This window comes from Pseudomonas sp. NPDC086581, from assembly GCF_044746165.1.
Lineage (GTDB): Bacteria > Pseudomonadota > Gammaproteobacteria > Pseudomonadales > Pseudomonadaceae > Pseudomonas.
In genome coordinates this window covers 652423-676996 of record NZ_JBIVBR010000002.1, presented here as the reverse complement: position 1 = coordinate 676996, position 24574 = coordinate 652423, and the positions used below count along the sequence as shown (strand labels likewise).

Annotated in this window: 16 protein-coding genes; 13 read left to right on the top strand and 3 right to left on the bottom strand. The window is 66.7% G+C overall.

Annotation, left to right across the window (positions count from 1 at the left end; translation table 11 throughout):
- Window positions 1-161: 161 nt before the first annotated feature.
- A complete protein-coding gene (locus tag ACIPK7_RS07320; protein WP_401086862.1) occupies window positions 162-2096 on the bottom strand; it encodes a sigma-54-dependent Fis family transcriptional regulator in 1935 nt (644 codons plus the stop codon).
- Window positions 2097-2476: 380 nt separating this feature from the next.
- On the opposite strand from ACIPK7_RS07320, the gene pqqA reads away from it, so the two are divergent.
- The 8 genes from pqqA (at window position 2477) to ACIPK7_RS07280 (ending at window position 10443) form a co-directional block, all read left to right on the top strand.
- Complete coding sequence (gene pqqA / locus ACIPK7_RS07315) at window positions 2477-2548, top strand: pyrroloquinoline quinone precursor peptide PqqA (RefSeq protein WP_003106462.1); 72 nt, start codon at window positions 2477-2479, stop codon at window positions 2546-2548.
- 47 nt (window positions 2549-2595) lie between these two features.
- A complete protein-coding gene (gene pqqB, locus ACIPK7_RS07310; RefSeq protein ID WP_401086860.1) occupies window positions 2596-3510 on the top strand; it encodes a pyrroloquinoline quinone biosynthesis protein PqqB in 915 nt (304 codons plus the stop codon).
- A 25-nt stretch (window positions 3511-3535) separates the two neighbouring features.
- A complete protein-coding gene (gene pqqC / locus ACIPK7_RS07305; RefSeq protein ID WP_401086858.1) occupies window positions 3536-4285 on the top strand; it encodes a pyrroloquinoline-quinone synthase PqqC in 750 nt (249 codons plus the stop codon).
- Window positions 4285-4563: a pyrroloquinoline quinone biosynthesis peptide chaperone PqqD gene (gene pqqD / locus ACIPK7_RS07300; RefSeq protein WP_017518379.1), complete on the top strand. Its 279-nt coding sequence runs from the start codon at window positions 4285-4287 to the stop codon at window positions 4561-4563. The genes pqqC and pqqD overlap by 1 nt, the downstream gene beginning before the upstream one ends.
- Complete coding sequence (gene pqqE, locus ACIPK7_RS07295) at window positions 4535-5683, top strand: pyrroloquinoline quinone biosynthesis protein PqqE (RefSeq protein WP_401086856.1); 1149 nt, start codon at window positions 4535-4537, stop codon at window positions 5681-5683. The genes pqqD and pqqE overlap by 29 nt, the downstream gene beginning before the upstream one ends.
- 2 nt (window positions 5684-5685) lie before the next feature.
- On the top strand, window positions 5686-7479 hold the full coding sequence (locus ACIPK7_RS07290) for an alpha/beta hydrolase family protein (RefSeq protein WP_401086854.1): 1794 nt from the start codon (window positions 5686-5688) through the stop codon (window positions 7477-7479).
- Between the two features lie 122 nt (window positions 7480-7601).
- Entirely contained in the window at window positions 7602-8765 is a 1164-nt protein-coding gene (gene ercA, locus ACIPK7_RS07285) for an alcohol dehydrogenase-like regulatory protein ErcA (protein ID WP_401086852.1), read from the top strand.
- The gene (locus ACIPK7_RS07280) at window positions 8749-10443 is read left to right on the top strand and encodes a NahK/ErcS family hybrid sensor histidine kinase/response regulator (RefSeq protein WP_401086850.1); all 1695 of its coding nucleotides are present in this window, start codon (window positions 8749-8751) and stop codon (window positions 10441-10443) included. Before ercA ends, ACIPK7_RS07280 begins: the two co-directional genes overlap by 17 nt.
- A 10-nt stretch (window positions 10444-10453) precedes the next feature.
- On the opposite strand, the gene ACIPK7_RS07275 is transcribed toward ACIPK7_RS07280, so the two are convergent.
- Window positions 10454-12979 (bottom strand): ATP-binding protein, encoded by a 2526-nt coding sequence (locus ACIPK7_RS07275; RefSeq protein WP_401086848.1) that lies wholly within the window; start codon window positions 12977-12979, stop codon window positions 10454-10456.
- Window positions 12980-13269: 290 nt separating this feature from the next.
- Here ACIPK7_RS07275 and ACIPK7_RS07270 point away from each other — a divergent pair, with 290 nt between their 5' ends.
- The 5 genes from ACIPK7_RS07270 to putA all read left to right on the top strand — a co-directional run bounded on the left by ACIPK7_RS07270 (window position 13270) and on the right by putA (window position 23528).
- Window positions 13270-16746 carry a response regulator gene (locus ACIPK7_RS07270; RefSeq protein WP_192431060.1) on the top strand — a complete coding sequence of 1159 codons (3477 nt, stop codon included), beginning with the start codon at window positions 13270-13272 and terminating at the stop codon, window positions 16744-16746.
- 1 nt (window position 16747) lies between these two features.
- Entirely contained in the window at window positions 16748-17566 is an 819-nt protein-coding gene (locus ACIPK7_RS07265; RefSeq protein WP_054910236.1) for a protein-glutamate O-methyltransferase CheR, read from the top strand.
- Complete coding sequence (locus tag ACIPK7_RS07260; protein WP_192431061.1) at window positions 17563-18150, top strand: chemotaxis protein CheB; 588 nt, start codon at window positions 17563-17565, stop codon at window positions 18148-18150. The genes ACIPK7_RS07265 and ACIPK7_RS07260 overlap by 4 nt, the downstream gene beginning before the upstream one ends.
- A complete protein-coding gene (locus ACIPK7_RS07255) occupies window positions 18140-19303 on the top strand; it encodes an ATP-binding protein (RefSeq protein WP_401086845.1) in 1164 nt (387 codons plus the stop codon). The genes ACIPK7_RS07260 and ACIPK7_RS07255 overlap by 11 nt, the downstream gene beginning before the upstream one ends.
- A 286-nt stretch (window positions 19304-19589) precedes the next feature.
- Window positions 19590-23528 (top strand): trifunctional transcriptional regulator/proline dehydrogenase/L-glutamate gamma-semialdehyde dehydrogenase, encoded by a 3939-nt coding sequence (gene putA / locus ACIPK7_RS07250; RefSeq protein ID WP_401086843.1) that lies wholly within the window; start codon window positions 19590-19592, stop codon window positions 23526-23528.
- Between the two features lie 199 nt (window positions 23529-23727).
- On the opposite strand, the gene ACIPK7_RS07245 is transcribed toward putA, so the two are convergent.
- Window positions 23728-24573, bottom strand: a complete 846-nt coding sequence (locus tag ACIPK7_RS07245) for an ABC transporter ATP-binding protein (RefSeq protein WP_192223633.1) — start codon at window positions 24571-24573, stop codon at window positions 23728-23730.
- Between the last annotated feature and the right edge of the window lies 1 nt (window position 24574).

Genomic DNA, 24574 nt, shown 5'->3' with positions numbered 1-24574 from the left:
AGGGTGTTAAAGCGTGCACGGAGTTCCCTGGGAGAGGGAATGCCGCACCCGTAAGTACATCACCGTTCTGCTTGGGCGGGCCTTCCTTGCCAGGTGAGGCTCGCTCCTTTTTCCCTGCGCCCGAAGCGGGTGATTCGCGGACGCAGGGAAAAGGGACAGGATCAATACAGCGCGTTGGGCTGCACGATGCCGTGCTTCTTCATCTTCCGATACAGGGTCGACCGGGCAATGCCGAACTGTTCCGCCACCGCACTGATGTTCCACTGCCGCTCGCGCAGCGCCGCCAGCAGGTGGCGCGCCTCGTCGTCGTCCAGGCGGGCGGCGAGGGCGGTCGTGGTGGCTGTTGGCGGTGCTTCGGCAATGACAATGGGGGCGCCCTGATGCAACTCCATCGGCAGGCAGTCCAGGTCGATGCGGCCGTCCTCGGCGAGGGCGGCGGCGTAGCGCAGACAGTTCAGCAATTGGCGGATGTTGCCCGGCCAGGGATGGCCGCGCAGCCGCTCGCGCACCGCGCCATCGAGGTGCAGGTTGCCGCCCAGGCCCGCCAGCAGACTGTCGATCAGCGCCTCGCGGTCAGTGCGTTCGCGCAACGCCGGCAGTTGCAGGGTCATGCCGGCGAGGCGGTAGAACAGGTCCTCGCGGAAGCCCTTGGCGCGGATCATCTCGGCCAGGTTCTGGTGGGTCGCGGAGACCACCTGCACGTCCAGCGCCACCGGCGCTTCGGCGCCCAGCGGGAGGATTTCCCGCTCCGCCAGCACGCGCAGCAGGCGGGTCTGCAGGTGCGCCGGCATGTCGCCGATCTCGTCAAGGAACAGCGTGCCGCCGTTGGCCAGTTCCAGCTTGCCCTTCATGCCTTTCTTGCTGGCGCCAGTGAAGCTGCCGCTGCGATAGCCGAAGAGCTCGCTCTCGATCAGGCTTTCCGGGATCGCCGCGCAGTTCAGCGCGACGAAGGGCCCGGCATGGCGTGCGCTGGCCTGGTGGATGGCGCGGGCGAAGGCTTCCTTGCCGGTGCCGGTCTCGCCGGTGACGAGGATGGAGATGCCCTTGTCGAGCACCTTGCGCAGCTTGCGCACGCCGTCCTGCAGGCGCGAGTCGGCGCCAGCGAGGCGAGTGAGGTCCGGGTGCTCCGGGCTCTTCGTTGCGCCAGCGGCTGGCGCACTGCGGCGCGGCGGGCTGGCTGGCGTGCGCAGGCCGACGTCTACAAGGGCATGGTCGGCCAGGGTGCGCAGGCGGATGCCCCGCGCGCCGCCTTTGCTCAGGTCGAGCAACTGGTCGACGTCCGCCTCCAGCAACTGTTCGATGCGGCTGCCCAGCAGCTCACCGCGGCAGGCGGTGAAGGCGGCGTGGTTGCCGCCGATCACTCGGCCCTGCTCGTCGAGGGCGATGAGCTGTTCGTTGGCCAGGTCCGACACCTCGTCGCGGGCTTTCACCGACAGGGTCAGGCGGTCGCGGTAGCGCTGGCGGAAGCTGGCATTCTCAATCAGCCGCGCGTACAGGATCACCAGCTGCAGGGTCAGGTACTGCGCATCCTTGGGGCCGTCGTTGTACAGGCAGGTGGCGTTCAGGCAACCGCGCAACCGGTGCTGGGCGTCGAAGATCGGCGCCACCGAGCAGCTCAGGCGGAAGTTGCTCACCAGGAAGTGCTCCTGGCGGTGGATGGTCAGCGCCTCGCCGGCGGCCAGCGCGGTGCCGATACCGTTGGTGCCGGCGATGGATTCGTCCCAGCGCGCGCCGACGATCAGCCCGGCCTGGGTGTAGCGGTCGCGCTCGCTGGGCAGGCGCGCATCGAGGGTGATGCCGCGCTCGTCGCTGAGCAGCACCGCGAAGCCGGCCGGCAGTACGCGCCGGGCAAGGCCGGTGACGCCCTGGCTGGCAATCGCCAGGTAGTCCTGATGCAGGCCCTGGTGCTCGCGGATTTCACCGGCGGTGAGGATGTGTTTTTCCGCCCGCGCGCGTGGGTCGAGATGGTGCTCCATCACGCTGCGGTACCAGGAGCGCGCAATGGCGCCCTCGGGCTGGATGTCACGCTCGCCGAAGTGATCGGCGATGAAGGCGGCAAGGTCGTTCGGGCAGTTTTCCAGGGGTTGCGGTTGCATGGTCACTCCCGGCGGCCGTCAGTCGGACTGCGGCGCATTGTTTTTGTATGGGACCGGCTCCGTGTAGGACCGTTCCTAGGATTGGCTAGTCTAGACCGGTGGGTCACGGGCGACGAGAGCCCGAGCAAGGCCTGTGCCGAAACACTTCGCGCGGGGCGCCGAGCCTCGCGCCAGAGCGCTCGCCGCCAGAGGGCGCGGGCGCAACCGGGCAACGGCTGTCGCAGCGATGGGACAGTTGTAGCGGCGGGGCGCGACAGCTGTCGCGTGCCCGCTACCAAATCAGGGGGGAATCTCCTTCGAAAGTATCATTCGGAGTGCCTGACCCTGGTGTTTAACTCAATCAGCCGGGCTCAACCGGCCGACAACAAGAGGACAGACCCATGTGGACCAAGCCTAGCTTCACCGACCTGCGCCTTGGCTTCGAAGTGACCCTGTACTTCGCCAACCGCTGATCCACTCGGCCCCGGTCCGCCGGGGCCCCTGCCCACGGGGCACTGTCATGCACATCCGAATTCTCGGGTCGGCCGCCGGCGGCGGCTTTCCCCAGTGGAACTGCAATTGCCGCAACTGCCGCGGCGTGCGCGACGGCAGCGTGATCGCGCAGCCACGCACCCAATCGTCCATCGCGCTGTCCGACGACGGCGAGAACTGGATTCTCTGCAACGCCTCGCCCGACATCCGCGCCCAGCTGGCGTCCTTTCCGGCGCTTCAACCGGCACGGCGCCTGCGCGATTCGGCGATTGCCGCCATCGTTCTGCTGGACAGCCAGATCGATCACACCACCGGCCTGCTCAGCTTGCGCGAAGGTTGCCCGCACGAAGTCTGGTGCACGGAGATGGTCCACCAGGACCTGTCTACCGGTTTCCCTCTGTTCCCCATGCTGTCGCACTGGAACGGCGGGTTGAAGCACCGGCTCATCGCGCTGGATGCCGAGCCCTTCAGCATCCCGGCCTGCCCGGGCCTGCGCCTCACCGCCATCGCCCTGCGCAGCAGTGCGCCGCCGTATTCGCCGCACCGGGGCAACCCGCATCCGGGCGACAACATCGGCCTGTTCATCGAGGACCTGTCCACCGGCGGCAAGCTGTTCTACGCGCCCGGCCTGGGCCAGGTGGACGACGAGCTGCTGGCGTGGATGCGCCGCGCCGACTGCCTGCTGGTGGATGGCACGCTGTGGCGCGACGACGAGATGCGCGTCTGCGAAGTGGGCGACAAGCTCGGCAGCGAGATGGGCCACCTGGCCCAGAGCGGCCCCGGCGGCATGATCGAAGTGCTCGACGGCATCGACGGGCCGCGCAAGGTGCTCATCCACATCAACAACACCAATCCCATCCTCGACATCGCCTCGCCCGAACGCGCCGAACTGGACGCACGTGGCATCGAGGTGGCGTTCGATGGCATGGGTATCTTCCTTTGACGGCCCTTGTAGAAGGAGCGTCGCGATGACCCGCGAAGCCATGAGCCCAGCCGAGTTCGAGCAGGCACTGCGCGCCAAGGGCGCCTGCTACCACATCTTCCACCCGTACCACGTGGCCATGTACGAAGGCCGCGCCACTCGCGAGCAGATCCAGGGCTGGGTGGCCAACCGCTTCTACTACCAGTTGAACATCCCGCTGAAAGACGCGGCGATCCTCGCCAACTGCCCGGACCGCGAGGTGCGCCGCGAATGGCTGCAACGCATCCTCGACCACGATGGCGCACCCGGCGAGGAGGGTGGCATCGAGGCCTGGCTGCGCCTGGCCGAATCCGTCGGGCTGGACCGCCAGCAGGTGCTGTCCCAGGAATTGGTGCTGCCCGGCGTTCGCTTCGCCGTGGACGCCTACGTCAACTTTGCCCGCCGCGCCAGCTGGCAGGAAGCCGCCAGCAGTTCGCTCACCGAGCTGTTCGCCCCGCAGATCCACCAGTCGCGCCTGGACAGCTGGCCGCAGCATTACCCGTGGATCGACGCCAGCGGCTACGACTACTTCCGCAAGCGCCTGTCGCAGGCGCGCCGCGACGTTGAGCACGGCCTGCGCATCACCCTGGAACACTACCGCACCCGCGAGGCCCAGGAGCGCATGCTGGAAATCCTGCAATTCAAGCTCGACGTGCTCTGGAGCATGCTCGACGCGATGAGCATGGCCTATGAACTGGAGCGCCCGCCGTACCACACGGTGACGAGCGAGCGCGTATGGCACAGGGGGTTGCTGTGATGAGTCTGCCTTCGCTGGACAGCGTACCGGCGCTGCGCCGGGGCTTCCGCCTGCAATTCGAACCGGCCCAGGGCTGCCATGTGCTGCTCTATCCCGAGGGGATGGTGAAGCTCAACGACAGCGCCGGGGCGATCCTCGGCCGTGTCGACGGGCAGGCCGACGTCGCCGGCATCATCGATGGCCTGCGTGCCGATTTCCCCGGCGTGCCGGGCATCGACGAAGACATCCTGGCATTCCTCGAGGTGGCCCATGCGCAATTCTGGATCGAGCTGCGCTGAGGCGCCGGTAGGCCCGCCGCTCTGGCTGCTGGCCGAGCTGACCTACCGTTGCCCGCTGCAGTGCCCGTACTGCTCCAACCCGCTGGACTTCGCCAGGGGCGGCGAGGAACTGACCACCGCACAGTGGATCGAGGTATTCCGCCAGGCCCGCGAGATGGGCGCGGCGCAGCTGGGCTTCTCCGGCGGCGAGCCGCTGGTGCGCCAGGACCTTGCCGAACTGATCGCTGCGGCGCGTGGTCTGGGCTTCTATACCAACCTGATCACCTCCGGTATCGGCCTCAACGAAAAGCGCCTGAAGGAGTTCGCCGACGCAGGTCTCGACCATATCCAGATCAGCTTCCAGGCTGCCGACGAGGAGGTGAACAACCTGCTCGCCGGCTCGCGCAAGGCCTTCGCCCAGAAGCTCGCCATGGCCCGCGCGGTGAAGGCCCACGGCTACCCGATGGTGCTGAACTTCGTCACCCACCGGCACAACATCGACAGCATCGACCGCATCATCGAGCTGTGCATCGAGCTGGAAGCCGACTTCGTCGAGCTTGCCACCTGCCAGTTCTACGGCTGGGCCGAGCTGAACCGCGCAGGCCTGCTGCCGACCCGCGAGCAGTTGCAACGCGCCGAGCGCATCACCGCCGAGTATCGCGAGCGCCTGGCCGCCGAGGGCAACCCGTGCAAGCTGATCTTCGTGGTGCCCGACTACTACGAGGAGCGCCCCAAGGCCTGCATGGGCGGCTGGGGCAGCGTGTTCCTCGACGTCACCCCGGACGGCACCGCGCTGCCGTGCCACAGCGCGCGGCAACTGCCGGTCAAGTTCCCCAACGTGCGCGAGCACAGCCTGCAGCACATCTGGTACGAGTCGTTCGGCTTCAACCGCTTCCGCGGCGACGCGTGGATGCCGGAGCCGTGCCGCTCCTGCGATGAGAAGGAACGCGACTTCGGTGGCTGCCGCTGCCAGGCCTTCATGCTCACCGGTGACGCCGAGGCCACCGACCCGGTATGCGCCAAGTCAGCCCACCACGGGATCATCCTCGACGCCCGTCGCGAGGCAGAAACGGCCGCCGCCCCGCTCAGCGCGCTGACCCTGCGCAACGAGCGCGTTTCGAAACTTATCTGCAAGGCCTGAGGATGCAGCGCAACGACTGGAGCGCCGAGCGCGCGGTAGCCGCCGCGGGGGACTTTGCCGAGCTGCACGTGGCCCACGGCGGTCTGCTATGGGCCGCGTTCGATCCCGCCAGCTCGCGCTGTCGGCTGTTCCTGAGCCGTGAAGGGCAGAGTGTCGAGCTGACCCCACCGGGCGCCTCGGTGCGCAGCCGCGTCTACGAATACGGCGGTGGCTCCTGCTGCGCCACCGCCGACGGCGTGGCCTGGGTGGAAGAGGGCGACCAGCAGGTGCATTGGCTGCGCCTGGGCGGTGCGCCCCGGCCGATCACCCACCGCGACGAGTGCCGCTACGGCGACCTGCATTACGTGGCGGCCTGGAACGCGTTGCTGGCGGTGGAGGAGGAAAACGGCAGTGGCGGGGCGGTCCACCGCATCGTCCGCCTGGACGCCGATGGCCGTCGTCGGATAATCGCCGCCGGTGCGGATTTCTATGCATCCCCGATCGCGGACAGCAGCGCCGAGCGCATCGCTTGGGTGGAGTGGGATCGGCCGCACCAGCCCTGGACGCGAACCCGCCTGTGCGAGTCCTTCGCCGGGGAAGAGCGCTGCCTGGCGGGACAGGCTCGGCACGAATCCATCCAGCAACCGCGCTTCGCCGAGGACGGTCGGTTGCACTGGCTGAGCGACCGTGACGGCTACTGGCAGCTGTACCATGAAATCGTCGGTGCCTTGCCCTGTACTGCCACCGACCACGCCAGCGCGCCTTGGCAGCTGGGTGGGCGCACCTTCCTGCCGTTGCCGCGTGGCGAACTGCTGGCGACCCGCTATGAAGAGGGGCGCGGCGTGCTGGTGCTGTATGACGGGGATGGCGGCGAGCACCGGCTCGCTCTGGAGTACAGCCGTTTTCGCTCGCTGGCGGCTGACGAGCACCACTTTTATTGCATCGCCGCTGCGCCGGACCGCCTGCCGACGCTGCTGGCGATCCGCCGGGTAGACTGCTCCACCCAGGTGCTGGCCGGTGGCGAAAGACCGTTGCCGGAGGTCGAACTGTCCCGTGGCGAAGCCTTCCACTATCCGGTGGGCGAGGACGAATGTGGCCACGGATTCTTCTATCCCCCCTACGCCTCGGACGGGGCTCCGCCGCTGGTGGTGTTCCTGCATGGCGGGCCGACCTCGGCCAGTTACCCGGTGTTCGACGGGCGCATCCAGTTCTGGACGCGCCGGGGCTTCGCCGTCGCCGATATCAACTATCGCGGCAGCAGTGGCTATGGCCGCGCCTACCGCGAGCGCCTGCACCTTGGCTGGGGGCAGGTGGAAGTGGAGGACATCGGCGCGGCGCTGGACTTCCTGGGCAAGTCTGGGCGCATTGACCGCCAGCGGGTGTTCGTGCGCGGCGCCAGTGCTGGCGGCTACAGCGCGCTGATGGCATTGGCACGGTTGCCGGGCCTGCGCGGCGGCGCCAGCCTCTATGGTGTCAGCGACCCGCTGGCGTTGGCGCGGGTCACCCACAAGTTCGAGGCGGATTATCTGGACTGGCTGATCGGCGATCCGCAACAGGACGCCGAGCGCTACCGCGAGCGCACGCCTGTGCAGCAGGCCGAACACATTCACGCGCCGGTGATTTTCTTCCAGGGCGAACTGGATGCGGTGGTGGTGCCGGCACAGACCGATGTCATGGTCGACAGCCTGCGCCAGCGCGGCGTGCCGGTTGAAGTGCACCGCTACGCCGGGGAGCGCCACGGCTTCCGCCAGGCTGCCAACCTGGCCCACGCGCTTGAGGCCGAGTGGCGCTTCTATCAGGCACTTCTGGCGGACTGATTTTTATCAGAATTAGCTGTCAGAGCAGGCTGCCAGAACCGTCTGCCAAGGTCGCATTGCAATACCTGACGGATGCAGTAGGCTGCCGGAAATATCCCATAACAATAACGACAGAGCCCCCGATGTCCCACGAGCTCAGCCAGCTGCGCAAATTCGTCTCGCCAGAGATCATTTTCGGTGCCGGATGCCGGCACAATGTCGCCAATTACGTGAAAACCTTCGGCGCCCGCAAGGTCCTGGTCGTGTCTGATCCGGGTGTAGTAACCGCCGGCTGGGTTGCCGATATCGAGGCCAGCCTGGCCGCCCAGGACATTTCCTTCTGCCGTTACACCGATGTGTCGCCCAACCCGCGCGTGGAAGAAGTCATGCGCGGCGCCGACGTCTACCGCAGCGAAGGCTGCAACGTGATAGTCGCGGTCGGCGGCGGCAGTCCGATGGACTGCGCCAAGGGCATTGGCATCGTCGCCGCCCACGGCCGCAATATCCTCGAGTTCGAGGGCGTGGACACCCTGCGCGTGCCCAGTCCGCCGCTGATCCTGATTCCCACCACCGCCGGCACCTCGGCCGACGTCTCGCAGTTCGTGATCATCTCCAACCAGGACGAACGGATGAAGTTCTCCATCGTCAGCAAGGCGGTGGTTCCCGACGTGTCGCTGATCGACCCGGAAACCACCCTGACCATGGACCCGTTCCTTTCCGCCTGCACCGGCATCGACGCGCTGGTGCACGCCATCGAGGCCTTCGTTTCCACCGGCCACGGCCCCCTCACCGACCCTCACGCGCTGGAGGCCATGCGGCTGATCAACGGCAACCTGGTGCAGATGATCGCCAATCCGGCGGACATCGCCCTGCGCGAGAAGATCATGCTGGGCAGCATGCAGGCCGGGCTGGCCTTCTCCAACGCGATCCTTGGCGCGGTGCATGCCATGTCCCACAGCCTGGGCGGCTACCTCGACCTGCCGCACGGGCTGTGCAACGCCGTGTTGGTGGAGCACGTGGTGGCCTTCAACTACAGCGCGGCACCCGAGCGCTTCAAGGTGATCGCCGAGACCTTCGGCATCGACTGCCGTGGCATGAACCATGCGCAGATCCGCCAGCGCCTGGTGGAACACCTGATTGCCCTGAAGAACGCCGTGGGCTTCCACGAAAGCCTCGGCTTGCATGGCGTGGGCAGTTCCGACATTCCATTCCTCTCGCGCCACGCGATGCAGGACCCGTGCATCCTCACCAACCCTCGCGAGTCCAGCCAGCGCGACGTCGAGGTGGTATATGGCGAGGCCCTCTGACGAGCAGCAGCAACAGGCCCTGGCCGGGCTGCTCGGGCTGGGCAGCCATTCCGCGCGCAAGAGCCACTACCCCGAGCTGGTGGCGCGTCTGGACGAGCTGGAAGCCGAGCGCAACCGCTACAAATGGCTGTTCGAGCACGCCGTCCACGGCATCTTCCAGGCCAGCCTGAGCCAGGGCATGCGCGCCGCGAATCCGGCGCTGGCGCGGATGCTCGGCTACGACGATCCGCAACAGGTGCTGTGGAACCTGCAGGACATGGCCAGCCAGCTGTTCGTCGGCGGCGAGGCGGAGATGCGCCGCATCCGCGCGTTGCTGCGCGAGCGCGACGGCCTGTTCGGCTACGAGACGCGCCTGCGCCGCCGCGATGGCAGTCACGTCATCGTCCTCATGAACCTGCTGATCAAGCCCGATGAAGAAGGCCTGGTGGAAGGCTTCGTCGCCGACATCACCGAACGCGTTCAGGCCCAGCAGCGCCTGCAGAGCCTGAACGAAGAACTCGAGCAGCGCGTCGCCGAACGTACCCGCGAGCTGGAAGGGTTGAACCAGCAACTGCGCGAGGCCCGCGACGCCGCCGAGGCCGCCAACAATAGCAAGGACAAGTACCTGGCGGCCGCCAGTCACGACTTGCTGCAACCGCTAAATGCCGCGCGCCTGCTGGTTTCTACCCTGCGCGAACGCCAGTTGCCGAATGCCGAGCAGGTGCTGGTGGAGCGCACGCACCAGGCGCTGGAGGGCGCCGAGGACCTGCTCACCGACCTGCTGGAAATCGCCCGCCTGGACCAGAGCGCAATCCGCCCGGACCTGGAGGTGTACCCGCTGGACGAACTGCTCGGCCCGCTGGTCTCGGAGTTCGACGAAGTGGCCCGCGCCGCCGGGCTTCGCCTGCGCTCACGGATTCCCTCGCTGGCAGTGCGCACCGATCACCGCCTGCTGTCACGCATCCTGCGCAACTTCCTCAGCAATGCCTGTCGCTACACCGAGCGCGGCAGCGTGATGCTCGGTGCGCGCCGGCGCGGCGAGAACGTCAGGCTGGAAGTCTGGGACACCGGGCGCGGGATTCCGGCGGACCAGCTGGAAGCCATCTTCCTCGAGTTCAACCAGCTCGACGCCGGCCGCGCGTCCAATCGCCGGGGCGTCGGGTTGGGGCTGGCGATCGTCGACCGCATCGCCGGAATCCTCGGTTGCCGGGTGCAGGTGCGCTCGGCGCCGGGGCGTGGTTCTGTGTTTTCCCTCGAGGTGCCGCTGGTGCGCGACCTGCCGCAGCAAGCGTTGGCGGAAAACGGCCCGCGCCCGGTGACCGGCGACCCGCTGCCGGGCCGGCGCCTGTTGGTGATCGACAACGAGGAGGCGATCCTTGCCAGCATGGCGGCGCTACTTGGGCAATGGGGCTGCGAGGTACTGGTGGCGACCAGCTATGAGGAAGCGCTGCAGGCGCTGGACGGCAAGGCGCCGGAGGTGATCCTGGCCGACTACCACCTCGACCTTGGGCGCACGGGTTGCGAGGCGGTTCGCGGGCTGCGCGAGTATTTCCGCCGCGAGCTGCCGGCGCTGATGATCACCGCCGACCGCAGCGACGACTGCCGTCGCGCCCTGCAGCGGCTGGGGATGCCGCTGCTGAACAAACCGGTGAAGCCGGGCAAGCTGCGCGCGGCGCTGAGTGTGCTGCTGACCCATTGAGGGGGAGCGGTCAGTCGTCCTTGCGCCCGAGCATGCCGTTGACCTTGTCGCGCAGCGCGTCGATGGAGAAGGGCTTGGCGATCATCGACATGCGCGTGGCCAGCTCGCTGCCATCGATACGGACGATTTCGGCGAAGCCAGTGGCGAACAGGATCGGCAGTTCCGGCCGGGCTTCCCTGGCGGCCACTGCCAGTTCCTCGCCGTTCATACCCGGCAGGCCGACATCGGTGAGCAGCAGATGGATCGTGGTGTCTCCCTGCAGGATCGGCAGAGCCTCCTCCGCGTCCTCGGCTTGCAGCACCTGGTAGCCGATCTCCTCCAGCACTTCCACGGTGAGCATGCGCACCAGGTCGTTGTCCTCGACGACAAGGACGCACAGTTGCTGCCTGGCGGGTTGGTTGGGGGGGGTAGGGGTGTCGGGAATGCTGACCACTGAGTTGCCTCTCGGGAAATAGAGTGTGACGCAAGTGCCCTGGCCGGGCTCGCTGCGCAGGCGGATGTGCCCGCCGGATTGTTTGATGAAGCCGTAGACCATCGACAGGCCCAGCCCGCTGTTGGGGCCGATGCCCTTGGTGGTGAAGAAGGGGTCGAAGACGTGGGTCAGGGTGGTCTCGCTCATGCCCTGGCCGTTGTCCTGCAGAGAGAGAGCGAGGTAGTCGCCGGCCGGCAGGTCACGCTCGCTGCTGACGATCTCCTGGTGCTGCAGCCTGATCTCCAGGCGGCCGCCGCCGGGCATGGCGTCGCGGGCGTTTTCTACTAGGTGAAGTATGGCCTTGTGCAACTGGTCGCGGTCGGTCAGTACGCTCTGCGCGTCGTCCAGGGCAAGCGTCACGGCGACGTCCGGGCCGGCGCGTTCGGCCAGCTCGTCGTGCCAGTCGCGCAATTGCTGGGCAAGGTCCACCGGGTGCATGGCCAGCGCCTGGCGCCGGGCGAAGGCGAGCAGGTTGTGGGTCAGCTCGGCGGCGCGCTCGGTGGCCTGGGTGGCGGCCTGGAGGATATGGCTCAGCTCTGGCTGGGCGTTGGCCGGTGCGCGGCGGGTGATCAGGTCGAGGCTGAAGCGGATGCTCGCCAGCAGGTTGTTGAAGTCGTGGGCGATGCCGCCGGTGAGCTGGCCGACGGCTTCCATGCGCTGGGCATTGGCGAGGGCGGACTGCGCCTGCTCCAATAGCTCGGCGGCGCGCTTCTGTTCGCTGATATCGCGGCCGCAACCGTAGATCAAGCCGTTCTCCTCGGTGGCGTGCCAGGAAATCCAGCGGTAGCTGCCGTCGGCGTGGCGCATGCGGTTTTCGAAGTGCTGCAGGCGCTCGCCGCGGGCGAGGGTGGCGCGGGTGTCGATGCTCGGCCTCAGGTCGTCCGGGTGCACCAGCTCTTCACTGTTGCGGCCGCTGAGCTGTTCCTCGCTCCAGCCCAGCAGGTTGCCCCAGGCCGGGTTGAAGCTGCGCAGCACGCCCCGGTGATCGAGCACGCAAAGCAGGTCCTGGCTGACCGCCCAGACGCGGTCGCGCTCCAGGGTGCGCTGGCGGGCTTCTTCCTGCACAGCCTCTTTAAGCTGGCGCTCCTGTGTGCGAAGGCTGGCGGAGGCCAGGGCATGGCCGAGCAAGGTGGCCAGTTCGTTGAAAAAGGTCGCGTAATTCTCGTCCAGGCGTCGGCGCGGGCTGATGCCGAATACTGCCAGGCTGTCGGCATGGCCTTCCAGCGGGGTGGCGTACGTGCTGTCGAGCACCTCCGGCCAGGGCGCGAAGGCGCGCATGTACTGGCTGCCCAGAGGGGACTGGTGGGCTTTCTTGAGACCGTTGAACAGGTGCAACGGGTCATCGTCCGCGCTCAGCTGCGCCGGCGCAAAGCGGTCGCTGGCATCGGTACCACAGGCGCCGAGCAGGATGCCGGCGTGGTAGAGCAGGCAGAAGGGCACGTCGTGGCTGGCTTCGGCGAGCAGGGCGAAGGCCTGGGCGCAGATTTGCGCGCTGTCGTCAGCCTGCCCGAGGCGTTCCGCCATGCGTGTCAGCAGGTGCTGGCGGCGTTGCTGGATGACGTTGCCGGTGGTCTCCACGGCGGTGTTGAACAGGCCGATGGGCTTGCCGTCCTGGCCGAAGATCGGGCTGACGTTGTAGGTGAAGTAGGCTTCCTCGACGTAGCCGAAGCGCACCATGGGCAGCAGGCGGTCTTCCTCGTGGGCGGCCACGCCGGTCTGCAGGATGCCGTTGTACATGGGGTCGAGAATCGACCAGATCTCCGACCACGCTATATGTGCCGGCTGGCCCAGGCAGGCTGGATGCTTGTCGCCGGGAATGACGCTCCAGGCGTCGTTGTACAGCAGGATGAACTCCGGGCCCCAGTAGATGCACACCGGCAGGCGCGAGTTGAGGCCAACTTCGAGGATGCCCTTGAGTGTGACCGGCCATTGCTCCATCGGGCCGAGCGAGGTGGTCGCCCAGTCGTACTGGCGGATCAGCGGCGCCATGGCGCTACTGCTGTTGAGGAAGTCGCCCTGGCCCTGCACTGGTGAAAGGGAGGTATCCCCTGGGGAGCTTGGCATCGAGCAAACCCTGCGACCGATCGGTCTTTTATGTCTTGTCGAACGTTGGAAAGGCGCGCCGACAGATAATTCCACTTTTCTCCGGCCCAGGCCGTGAAAAGTTCGAACGTCCCACAAGAGTGGCTGTCAATTCGCCAGTCGGTGTGTAGCCTACAACGCTTAGCGGTATTATTTCTGCCGTTTTAAGAACGTTCTTACAATAACTTCAAATACTTACCTGGCTTCTGTCGCGATCTCCGTCATACCGGCGGGGTGCCTCCAGGGAAGAAAGACCATCAGGGAATCCGCAGATGAACCAGAAAGCCATCGCCGACGAAAGCGCCTTCCGCCGCATCCTCGCGCGCAACATGGCGCTGCCGCTGGGCATCTGCCTATTGGGTGCGGTGCTGTTCATCGGCCTGATCCTGTACATGCTTGACGTGCTGGGCTGGGTTGAGCACACCGATCGGGTGATCTCCAGCGCCAACGAGATGCAGCGCCTGAGCGTGGACCAGGAAAGCGGCCTGCGTGGCTTCCTGATCACCGGCGATCCGCGCTTCCTCGAACCGCTGGAGCAGGCGCGCCCGCGCATCAACTCCGGACTCAAGAGTCTCTCCGAGCTGGTGGCGGACAACCCTCCGCAGGTCGAGCGCGTGGGCCGCCTGACCTCGATGCAGGACGAGTGGATGACCTTCGCCCAGCAGATGATCGAGCAGCGTCGTCAGGGCCAGGATACCTCCGACGCCATAAAGGCCGGGCGCGGCAAGAGCATGATGGATGCCATCCGGGGCCAGTACTCCTCGCTGATCAACACTGAGCAGCAGTTGCGCCATGACCGAAACCAGTTCGCCTCCAGCCTGTCCGTGGGGGTGATCGTCCTCTATCTGGTCTTCAGCATCGTGGTCGGTACGCTGCTCGCGTATTTCGGCCGCCGGCAATTGGTCAGCCTGTCCGAGTCCTATGCCGAATCCCTGCGTCGTCAGGAGCAGCATAACGAAACGCTGGCGCGCCAGGCCTGGTTGCGCGATGGCCAGAGCCGCCTTGGCGAGCAGTTGATCGGCCAGCAATCGCTGTCGGCTCTGGGGCGCAGCCTGATGGAATTCCTCGGTGCGTTCGTTGCTTCCCCGGTGGGCGCGCTTTATGTGCGCGATGATCGGGGCGGCCTGCGCCTATCCGGCACCTTCGGCTTCGCCGCCAGTGCGCTGGGCGAGGACTACTTCGCCCCGGATGAAAGCCTCACCGCCCAGGCTGCCCGTCAGCGCAAGCTGCGCGTGGTCGACGGCCTGCCGCCGGATTACCTGAAGGTCAACTCGGCGCTGGGCAACGGCCAGCCGGTGAGCGTGGCGCTGCTGCCGCTGCTCAACGATGGCGGCGTGGTAGGCGTGCTGGAGCTGGGCTTTCTGCGCCAGCTGGAGGAACGCGACCAGGCCTTCCTGCAGAATGTCGCCGAAACGCTCGGCAGCGCGATTGCCGCCGCCCAGTACCGCCAGCGCCAACAGGACCTGCTGGCGGAGACCCAGCAGCTCAACGAAGAACTGCAGGTGCAGCAGGAGGAGCTGAAGACCGCCAACGAGGAGCTGGAGGAGCAGTCGCGGGTACTCAAGGAGTCCCAGGCGCATCTCGAGGCCCAGCAGGCGGAACTGGAGCAGACCAACGAGCGCCTCGCCGAGCAGGCCCAGGAACTGGCCGCCCAGCGCGACGATCTCGACGGCAAGAACACCGAGCTGAACCAGGCGCGCCTGGACCTGCAGGGACGCGCTGACGAGCTGCAGCGGGCCAGCCGCTACAAGTCCGAGTTCCTCGCCAACATGTCCCACGAGCTGCGCACGCCGCTCAACAGCTCGCTGATCCTCGCGCGCCTGCTGGCGGACAACGAGCAGGGCAATCTCGATGACGAGCAGGTCAAGTTCGCCGAGTCGATCTACGGCGCCGGCAACGACCTGCTCAACCTGATCAACGACATCCTCGACATCTCCAAGGTCGAGGCCGGAAAGCTGGAAGTGCGCCCGGAGAACGCCAGCGTACGTCGCCTGGTGGAAGCGGTGGAAGGACTGTTCCGCCCGCAGGCCGACAATAAGGGCCTGCGCTTCGTCGCCGAAGTCGCCGAGGACGCCCCCGCGCTGCTGTTCAGCGACCGCCAGCGGGTCGAGCAGATCCTCAAGAACCTGCTGTCCAACGCCTTCAAGTTCACCGACAGCGGGGAAGTCACCCTGCGCGTGAGCGCCGCGCCCGAGGGACTGCGCTTCGATGTTCGCGACAGCGGCATTGGTATCGCCGAAGACCAGCTGCAGCGCATCTTCGAAGCCTTCCAGCAGGCCGATGGTGCCACCAACCGCCGCTACGGCGGCACCGGCCTGGGTCTGTCGATTTCCCGCGACCTCGCGCACCTGCTGGGCGGCAGCATTATCGTCAGCAGCGAGCCGGGCAAGGGCAGCGTGTTCAGTTTGCTGCTACCGCTGAACTACCAGGCGCCCGCGGAGGACCAGGTGGTCAGCGCGCCCGCGCCGATTGTTGCGATTGCCCCGGCCGCCGCTGAACCCCCGGTGGTGCGTGCGCCGGCTGCCGCGGCTTTCGCCGATGACCGCGAACAGCTCAACGTCGGCCAACGCTGCGTGCTGGTGGTGGAAGACGAGCCGAAGTTCGCTCGCATCCTCTATGACCTGGCCCGCGAGCTGGGTTACCGCTGCCTGGTGGCCATGGGGGCCGAGGAAGGCCTGCGCCTGGCCGACGAGCACGGTCCGGACGCCATCCTGCTGGACATGCACCTGCCCGACGAATCCGGCCTTGCCGTCCTGGAGCGCCTGAAGGCCAATCCGCGCACCCGCCATGTGCCGGTGCACGTGGTCTCCGTGGAGGATCGCAGCGAAGCGGCCCTGCACCTGGGTGCCATCGGCTATGCCTTGAAACCCACCACCCGCGAGCAGCTGCGCGAGGTGTTCGGCAAGCTCGAAGCCAAGCTGACCCAGGAGGTCAAGCGCATCCTGCTGGTCGAGGATGACCCGCTGCAGCGCGACAGCGTAGCGCGCCTGATCGGTGACGATGACGTTGAGATCACCGCCGTGGAGCAGGGCGAACAGGCCCTGGAACTGCTGCGGCAGAACATCTACGACTGCATGATCATCGACCTCAAGCTGCCGGACATGCAGGGCAACGAACTGCTGCGGCGCATGGGCGAGGAGGATATCTGCTCGTTCCCGCCGGTGATCGTCTACACCGGCCGCAACCTCACCCGCGACGAAGAAGCCGAGCTGCTCAAGTACTCGCGCTCGATCATCATCAAGGGCGCGCGCTCGCCCGAGCGTCTGCTCGACGAGGTGACGCTGTTCCTGCACAAGGTCGAGTCGCAGCTCTCCAGCGAACGCCAGCGCATGCTGCGCACCTCGCGCAACCGCGACCGGGCTTTCGAGGAACGGCGCATCCTGCTGGTGGACGACGACGTGCGCAACATCTTCGCCCTCACCAGCGCCCTGGAACACAAGGGCGCCCGAGTGGAAGTCGCGCGTAACGGCCGCGAAGCCCTGGAGAAGCTCGACGAGGTCGGCGATATCGACCTGGTGCTGATGGACGTGATGATGCCGGAGATGGACGGCTACGAGGCGACCCGCCTGATCCGCCAGGACGCGCGCTGGAAGAAGCTGCCGATCCTCGCGGTGACCGCCAAGGCGATGAAGGACGACCACGAGCTGTGCCTGCGCGCCGGCGCAAACGACTACCTGGCCAAGCCCATCGACCTCGACCGCCTGTTCTCCCTGATCCGTGTATGGCTACCCAAGCTGGAGCGCATCTGACATGCCTGATCGCAGCCAGGACATCGAGCTGCGCCTCCTGATCGAGGCGATCTACCTGAAGTACAGCTACGACTTCCGCGACTACTCCGGCACTTCGCTCAAGCGCCGCGTGCTGCATGCCACCAAGCTGTTCGAGTGCCGCAGCATCTCGGCCCTGCAGGAGCGAATCCTGCACGATCCGCACGCCTTCCATGAGCTGCTGCAGTACCTCACCATCTCGGTGAGCGAGCTGTTCCGCGACCCCAGCTACTTCCTCGCGTTGCGCCAGGAAGTGGTGCCGGTTCTGCGCACCTATCCGTCGCTGCGCCTGTGGGTGGCTGGCTGCAGTACCGGCGAAGAAGTGCATTCGCTGGCCATCCTGTTGCATGAAGAAGGCCTGCTCGAACGCACGCTGATCTACGCTACCGACATCAATCCGCGCTCGCTGGAGCAGGCGCGGCGCGGCATCTATGCGGTGGACGACCTGGCCCAGGCCAGCGAGAACTACCGTGCCGCCGGCGGCAAGGGTTCGCTTTCGGACTACTACACGGCGGCCTACGACGGGGCGCTGTTCGACAAGATGCTGCGCGCCAATGTGACCTTCGCCGACCACAGTCTGGCTACCGACAGCGTGTTCTCCGAGACGCACCTGATCTCCTGCCGCAACGTGCTCATCTACTTCAACCGCCAGCTGCAGAACCGTGCCATCGGTCTGTTTCACGAGTCGCTGTGCCACCGGGGCTTCCTTGGTCTGGGCAGCAAGGAAAGCCTGGACTTCACCGACTTCGCCTCGGAGTTCGAGGTGGTGAATCGCCGTGAACGAGTGTTCCGCAAACGATGAGCGCGCAACGGAAGGTCCAGGCCGTGGTCATCGGCGCCTCCGCGGGCGGCGTGGACGCGCTGTTCCAGCTGTTCGGCGGATTGCCGGCGGACTTCGCTTTGCCCATGGTGGCGGTGCTGCACCTGCCGGAAAACCACGAGAGCCAGTTGGTCGACCTGTTCGCCCGGCGCCTGGCGATCCCCGTGGAGGAGGCCCGCGACAAGGCGCCGGTGGAGGCGGGCAGGCTGTATTTCGCCGCTGCCGGTTACCACCTGTCCATCGAGCAGGAGCGCACCTTCGCCCTTAGCCGCGAGGCACCACGGAATTTCTCCCGGCCGTCGATCGATATCCTTTTCGACTCGGCGTCCGACGCCTACCGCGAGGGGCTGGCGGGCATCCTGCTCACGGGCGCCAACCAGGACGGCGCCGAGGGGCTGGCGCGCATCCACCGCCGGGGCGGGCTGAGTATCGTCCAGGACCCGGCCGAAGCCGCCGTGTCCACCATGCCGGAGGCGGCTATTGCGCTGCACGCCCCGGACTACATTCTTCCGCTGCGTGAGATTCACGCGCTCCTGACCCGAATGGGTACCCAACATGCTGCGTAACCAGGGAAGCAAACTGCTGATCGTCGACGACCTGCCGGAGAACCTGCTGGCGCTGGAGGCGTTGATCAAGGGCGAAGGGCGCGAGGTGTTCAAGGCATCCTCGGCGGACGAGGCGCTGTCGCTGCTGCTGGAGCACGAATTCGCCCTGGCGCTGCTGGACGTGCAGATGCCGGGCATGGACGGTTTCGCCCTGGCCGAGCTGATGCGCGGCACCGAGCGCACCAGGAACATCCCCATCGTCTTCGTGACAGCCGCCGGGCGCGAGCTGAACTATGCCTTCAAGGGCTACGAGAGCGGCGCGGTGGACTTCCTCTACAAGCCGCTGGACAACCACGCGGTGCGCAGCAAGGTGAATGTCTTCGTCGACCTCTACCGTCAGCGCAAGGTGTTGGAACAGGCGCGCGCCGAGCAGGACGCGCTGCTCGCCGAGCTGCGCGAGACCCAGGTCGAATTGCAGCGCGCGGTGAAGATGCGCGACGACTTCATGTCCATCGTCTCCCACGAGCTGCGCACGCCGCTCAATGGCCTGATGCTGGATACCCAGTTGCGCCGGCTGCACCTGTCCAAGGGCAAGCTGGAACACTTCACTCAGGACCGCCTGGGCGTGCTGTTCGAGCGCGACGAACGCCAGCTCACCGGTTTGAATCGGTTAATCGAGGACATGCTCGACGTCTCGCGCATCCGCACCGGCAAGCTGTCGATCCGCCCGGAGCCGGCCAACCTGGCCGATATCGCCCGCCGCGTATTGAGCAACTTCGCCGTGCAGGCCCAGGCGGCTGGCTGCGAACTGAGCCTGGAGGCGCCCGAAGTGGTGGAGGGTGTGTGGGATGCCTATCGCCTGGAGCAGGTGATCAGCAACCTGGTCAGTAACGCCCTGCGTTACGGCCCCGGCCGGCCCGTGGAAGTCACCGTCGCGGTGGCGGATGGCCGCGCCAAACTCTGCGTGCGCGACCATGGTGACGGCATCAGTGTTGAGGAGCAGCGGCGCATCTTCCAGCAGTTCGAGCGTGGGGCCGGCGCGGCTCGCGTCGCCGGACTGGGCTTGGGCCTGTACATCTCCGAGCAGATCGTCCAGGCCCACGGCGGCAGTATCGAGGTGCGTAGCCAGCCGGGGCAAGGCGCGGCGTTCAGTCTTTATCTGCCGCTGGACTGACTTCTGCCGAGCGACTCCGGCAGAATCCGGGTTGCACCTTTTCCACCTCTGGCACGAACACTGCTTTCCTCCTGCCGTCCGGCCGACCCGTATGGGTTGCAGCCAGGCGCGCCTGTGGCCGTGCTCCGTTTGGTAGCGCCGTGTGTGGGAAATGTCACCGGTTGCACCGGTTTTGCGCGTACGACCAAAGGCTTGTTTTTATTGGGTTGCACCTGGTTGCACCTTGCGATTCGGCGGTATAACCTTGCGCCGTTTTCAGGCACACCTTCTAACAACAGGAAGCCCCATGGCCACCACCACCCTTGGCGTGAAGCTCGACGACGCCACCCGCGAGCGCCTCAAGCTGGCTGCCCAGCAACTCGACCGTACCCCGCACTGGCTGATCAAGCAGGCCATCTTCTCCTACCTGGAGCAGGTGGAAGGCGGTCTGACCCCGGCCGAGCAATCCGGCCTGGCGGCTGCAGCGGGCGAAGAGTCGCTGGATTCGCTGATCGAACAAGGGTTGCAGGTCTTCCTCGATTTCGCCGAAAGCATCCTGCCGCAGTCCGTGCTGCGCGCGGCCATCACCGCCGCCTACCGCCGCCCGGAAACCGAGGCGCTGCCGATGCTGCTGGACCTGGCCCGCCTGCCGAAAGAGCAGGCCGCCGCGGCCAGCAAGATGGCGCTGGGCATCGCCGAAAAGCTGCGCAACCAGAAGAACGCCGGTGGCCGCCAGGGCCTGGTGCAGGGCCTGCTGCAGGAGTTCTCCCTGTCGTCTCAGGAAGGCGTGGCGCTGATGTGCCTGGCTGAGGCGCTGCTGCGCATCCCGGACAAGGCCACCCGTGACGCGCTGATCCGCGACAAGATCAGCAACGGCAACTGGAGCCAGCACCTGGGCCAAAGCCCGTCGATGTTCGTCAACGCGGCCTCCTGGGGCCTGCTGATCACCGGCAAGCTGGTGGCGACCCACACCGAAGCCGGCATGTCCTCGTCGCTCAACCGCATCATCGGCAAGTCCGGCGAGCCGCTGATCCGCAAGGGCGTGGACATGGCCATGCGCCTGATGGGCGAGCAGTTCGTCACCGGCGAAACCATTGCCGAGGCCCTGGCCAATGCGGCGAACATGGAATCCCGCGGCTTCCGCTACTCCTACGACATGCTCGGCGAAGCCGCGCTGACCGAGGAGGACGCCAAGCGCTACCTGGCCTCCTACGAGCAGGCGATCCATGCCATCGGCAAGGCTTCCCATGGTCGAGGCATCTACGAAGGCCCGGGCATCTCGATCAAGCTTTCCGCGCTGCACCCGCGCTACAGCCGCGCGCAGTACGACCGCGTGATGGACGAGCTGTACCCGACCGTGCTCGGCCTGGTGAAGATGGCCCGTGACTATGACATCGGCATCAACATCGACGCCGAGGAAGCCGACCGCCTGGAAATCTCCCTCGACCTGCTCGAGCGCCTGTGCTTCGAGCCGTCGCTGGCCGGCTGGAACGGCATCGGCTTCGTCATCCAGGCCTACCAGAAGCGCTGCCCTTACGTGATCGATTACGTGATCGACCTGGCCAAGCGCAGCCGTCACCGCCTGATGATCCGCCTGGTGAAGGGCGCCTACTGGGACAGCGAGATCAAGCTGGCCCAGGTCAACGGCCTGGAAGGCTACCCGGTCTACACCCGCAAACCGTACACCGATGTTTCCTACCTGGCCTGTGCGCGCAAGCTGCTGGCGGTGCCGGAATCCATCTACCCGCAGTTCGCCACCCACAACGCCCACTCGCTGTCGGCCATCTACCAGCTGGCCGGGCAGAACTACTACCCGGGCCAGTACGAGTTCCAGTGCCTGCACGGCATGGGCGAGCCGCTGTACGAGCAGGTGGTGGGCAAGGTCGCCGACGGCAAGTTCAACCGTCCGTGCCGCATCTACGCCCCGGTGGGCAGTCATGAAACCCTGCTGGCGTATCTCGTTCGCCGCCTGCTGGAAAACGGCGCCAACACCTCCTTCGTCAACCGCATCGCCGACCACAGCATCTCCCTCCAGGACCTGGTGCTCGACCCGGTGCTGCAGGTCGAGCAGATGGCCGCACAGGAGGGCACCCTGGGCCTGCCGCACCCGCGCATCCCGCTGCCGCGTGACCTCTATGGCGATGCCCGGCTGAATTCCGCCGGCATCGACCTGGCCAACGAGCACCGCCTGGGTTCGCTGTCCTCGGCGCTGCTGTCGAGCACCAACACCGTCTACGTCGCCGAGCCGATGCTGGGCCTGGCCGATGCCGCTCCGGGCGAGCCGCAGCCGGTGCGCAACCCGGCTGACCACCGCGACGTGGTGGGCCATGTGCGTGAAGCCAGCGAAGCCGACGTGAACAACGCCATCCTCGGCGCGTTGTCCAGCGCGCAGATCTGGCAGTCCACCCAGCCGGCCGAGCGCGGCGCCATCCTGCAGCGCGCCGCTGACCTGATGGAGGCCGAGATCCAGTCGCTGATGGGCGTGCTGGTGCGCGAGTCGGGCAAGACCTTCGCCAATGCCATCGCCGAAGTGCGCGAGGCGGTGGACTTCCTGCGCTACTACGGCGCCCAGGCCAGCACCCACTTCGCCAACGACAGCCACCGCCCGCTGGGCCCGGTGGTCTGCATCAGCCCATGGAACTTCCCACTGGCGATCTTCAGTGGCCAGGTGGCCGCCGCCCTGGCCGCCGGCAACACCGTGCTGGCCAAGCCCGCCGAGCAGACTCCGCTGATCGCCGCGCAAGCCGTGCGCATCCTGCTGGAAGCCGGCGTACCCGCTGGTGCCGTGCAACTGCTGCCGGGCCGTGGTGAAACCGTCGGCGCGCGCCTTGTCGGAGACGAGCGGGTGCGTGGCGTGATGTTCACCGGCTCCACCGAAGTGGCCGGCATCCTCCAGCGCAACATCGCCGGCCGCCTCGACGCCCAGGGCCGCACCATCCCGCTGATCGCCGAGACCGGCGGCCTCAACGCGATGATCGTCGACTCCTCGGCGCTGGCCGAGCAGGTGGTGGTCGATGTGGTCAACTCCGCGTTCGACAGCGCCGGCCAGCGCTGCTCCGCGCTGCGCGTGCTGTGCGTGCAGGAAGATGCCGCCGACCGCGTGGTGCAGATGCTCAAGGGCGCCATGGCGGAATACCGTGTCGGTGCGCCGGAGCGCCTGCACACCGACATCGGCCCGGTGATCGACGAGGAAGCCAAGGGCAACATCGACAAGCACATCCAGACCATGCGCGACAAAGGCCGCAAGGTCTTCCAGAGCGCCCGCGTGGACGCCGAGGAAATCAAGCGCGGCACCTTCGTCGTGCCGACCCTGATCGAGCTGGACAGCTTCAGCGAACTCAAGCGCGAGATCTTCGGCCCGGTGCTGCACGTGGTGCGCTACCAGCGCGCCGAGCTGGACCAGTTGCTCGCGCAGATCAACGAATCCGGCTATGGCCTCACCCTGGGCGTGCATACCCGTATCGACGAGACCATTGCCCAGGTCGTCGGCACCGCCCATGTCGGCAACCTTTACGTGAACCGCAACGTGGTTGGCGCGGTGGTCGGCGTGCAGCCGTTCGGCGGTGAAGGCCTGTCCGGCACCGGTCCGAAAGCCGGCGGCCCGCTGTACCTGTACCGCCTGCTGTCGACCCGTCCGCAGGATGCGGTAGCCAACCAGCTCAAGGGCGACGGCGCCCAGGCGCTGCCGCGTCCGAAGGACGCCCAGCAGGCCCTGGACGCGCTGGCCAGGTGGGCAGGGCAGAAGGACGCCGCCCTGGCGAGCCTGCTCGGCGGCTACGGCGAGCTGGCGCAGAGCTTCACCCAGCAGGTACTCACCGGTCCGACCGGCGAGCGCAACACCTACACCCTGCTGCCGCGCGAGCACGTGCTGTGCCTGGCGGAAGACCGCGCCGACCTGCTGGCCCAGCTGGCTGCCGTGCTCAGCGTCGGCAGCCGTCCGCTGGTGGCCGAGTCCAATGCTGCCGTGATCAAGGAACTGCCGAAGGAAGTCGCCCAGCGTATCGAACTGGTCGCCGACTGGACCGCCACCGACAAGGTGTTCGACGCCATCCTCCACCACGGCGATTCCGACCAGCTGCGCGCGGTCTGCGAACAGGCGAGCCAGCGCAAGGGCGCCATCGTCGGCGTCACCGGGCTGAACCGCGGGGAAACCGACATCCCGCTGGAACGCCTGCTGATCGAACGTGCCCTGAGCGTCAACACCGCCGCTGCCGGCGGTAACGCCAGCCTGATGACCATCGGCTGACGACGGTGCCGCAAGCACCTTATCGGTGCTTGCGGCCAGCTTTACGGCTGCTTCTGCAGTCAACCGGCCTGCCAGCCCCAGGCGGAGCTACCCGCTCCCGGCAGGCCGTTTCCCTCGCGCTTGCTGCGCAATCCGTTCCGGGCGCCTTGTCCGGTACAACGGCGGGGCTATCCGCTCCGCCGATTCCCTTTCCTCCGCTTCAGACCGGCGCTGCGGTGCGGGTCAGCTGCTCCAGCAGTTCCAGGTCGGTGCTCATGCCCGAGGTCTCGCGGATACGCGCGAGGATTTCTTTTTTCAGGGCGATGAATTCGGGGGCCATCTTCATGTCCTGGTTGCGCTCGGCCGGCAGCGGCACCTCGTAGACGCTGTCGATGCGGCCGGGGCGCGGCGCCATCAGCACCACGCGGCCACCCAGGTAGATCGCCTCGTCGACATCGTGGGTAACGAACAGGATGGTGCTGTTCTCCAGGCGGTGCACGTGGCGGATCAGGTCGTGCATCACCTCGCGGGTCTGCGCGTCCAGCGCGCCGAAGGGTTCATCCATCAGCAGGATCTGCGGCTTGGGCATCAGCGCGCGGGCGATCGCCACCCGTTGCTGCATGCCACCGGAAAGCTGGCTGGGATAGGCCTGGGCAAAGGCCGACAGGCCCATCAGGTTGAGCAGCGCATCGGCGCGGCCGCTGGCGACTTCCACGTCGGCATCGCCGCGCACGGTGTCGGACACCACCTTGAGCCGGCGGCAGAACTTGATGTTCTCCATCACCCGCAGCCAGGGGTAGAGGCTGTAGTGCTGGAAGACCATGGCGCGGTCGATGCCGGGGCCGTCCACGGCGCGACCATCGACGAGGATTTCGCCGCCGCTGTGGCGCTCCAGCCCGCCGATGCTGCGCAGCAGGGTGGACTTGCCGCAGCCCGAGGCGCCGACGAAGGTGACGAATTCGTTGGCGCGAATCTCCAGGTTCACATCCTGCAGCGCCTGCACGTGCCGGCCCTGGCTGCTGAACACCTTGTCGACGTGGCGAATGGCGATCTTGTTCTGGCTCATC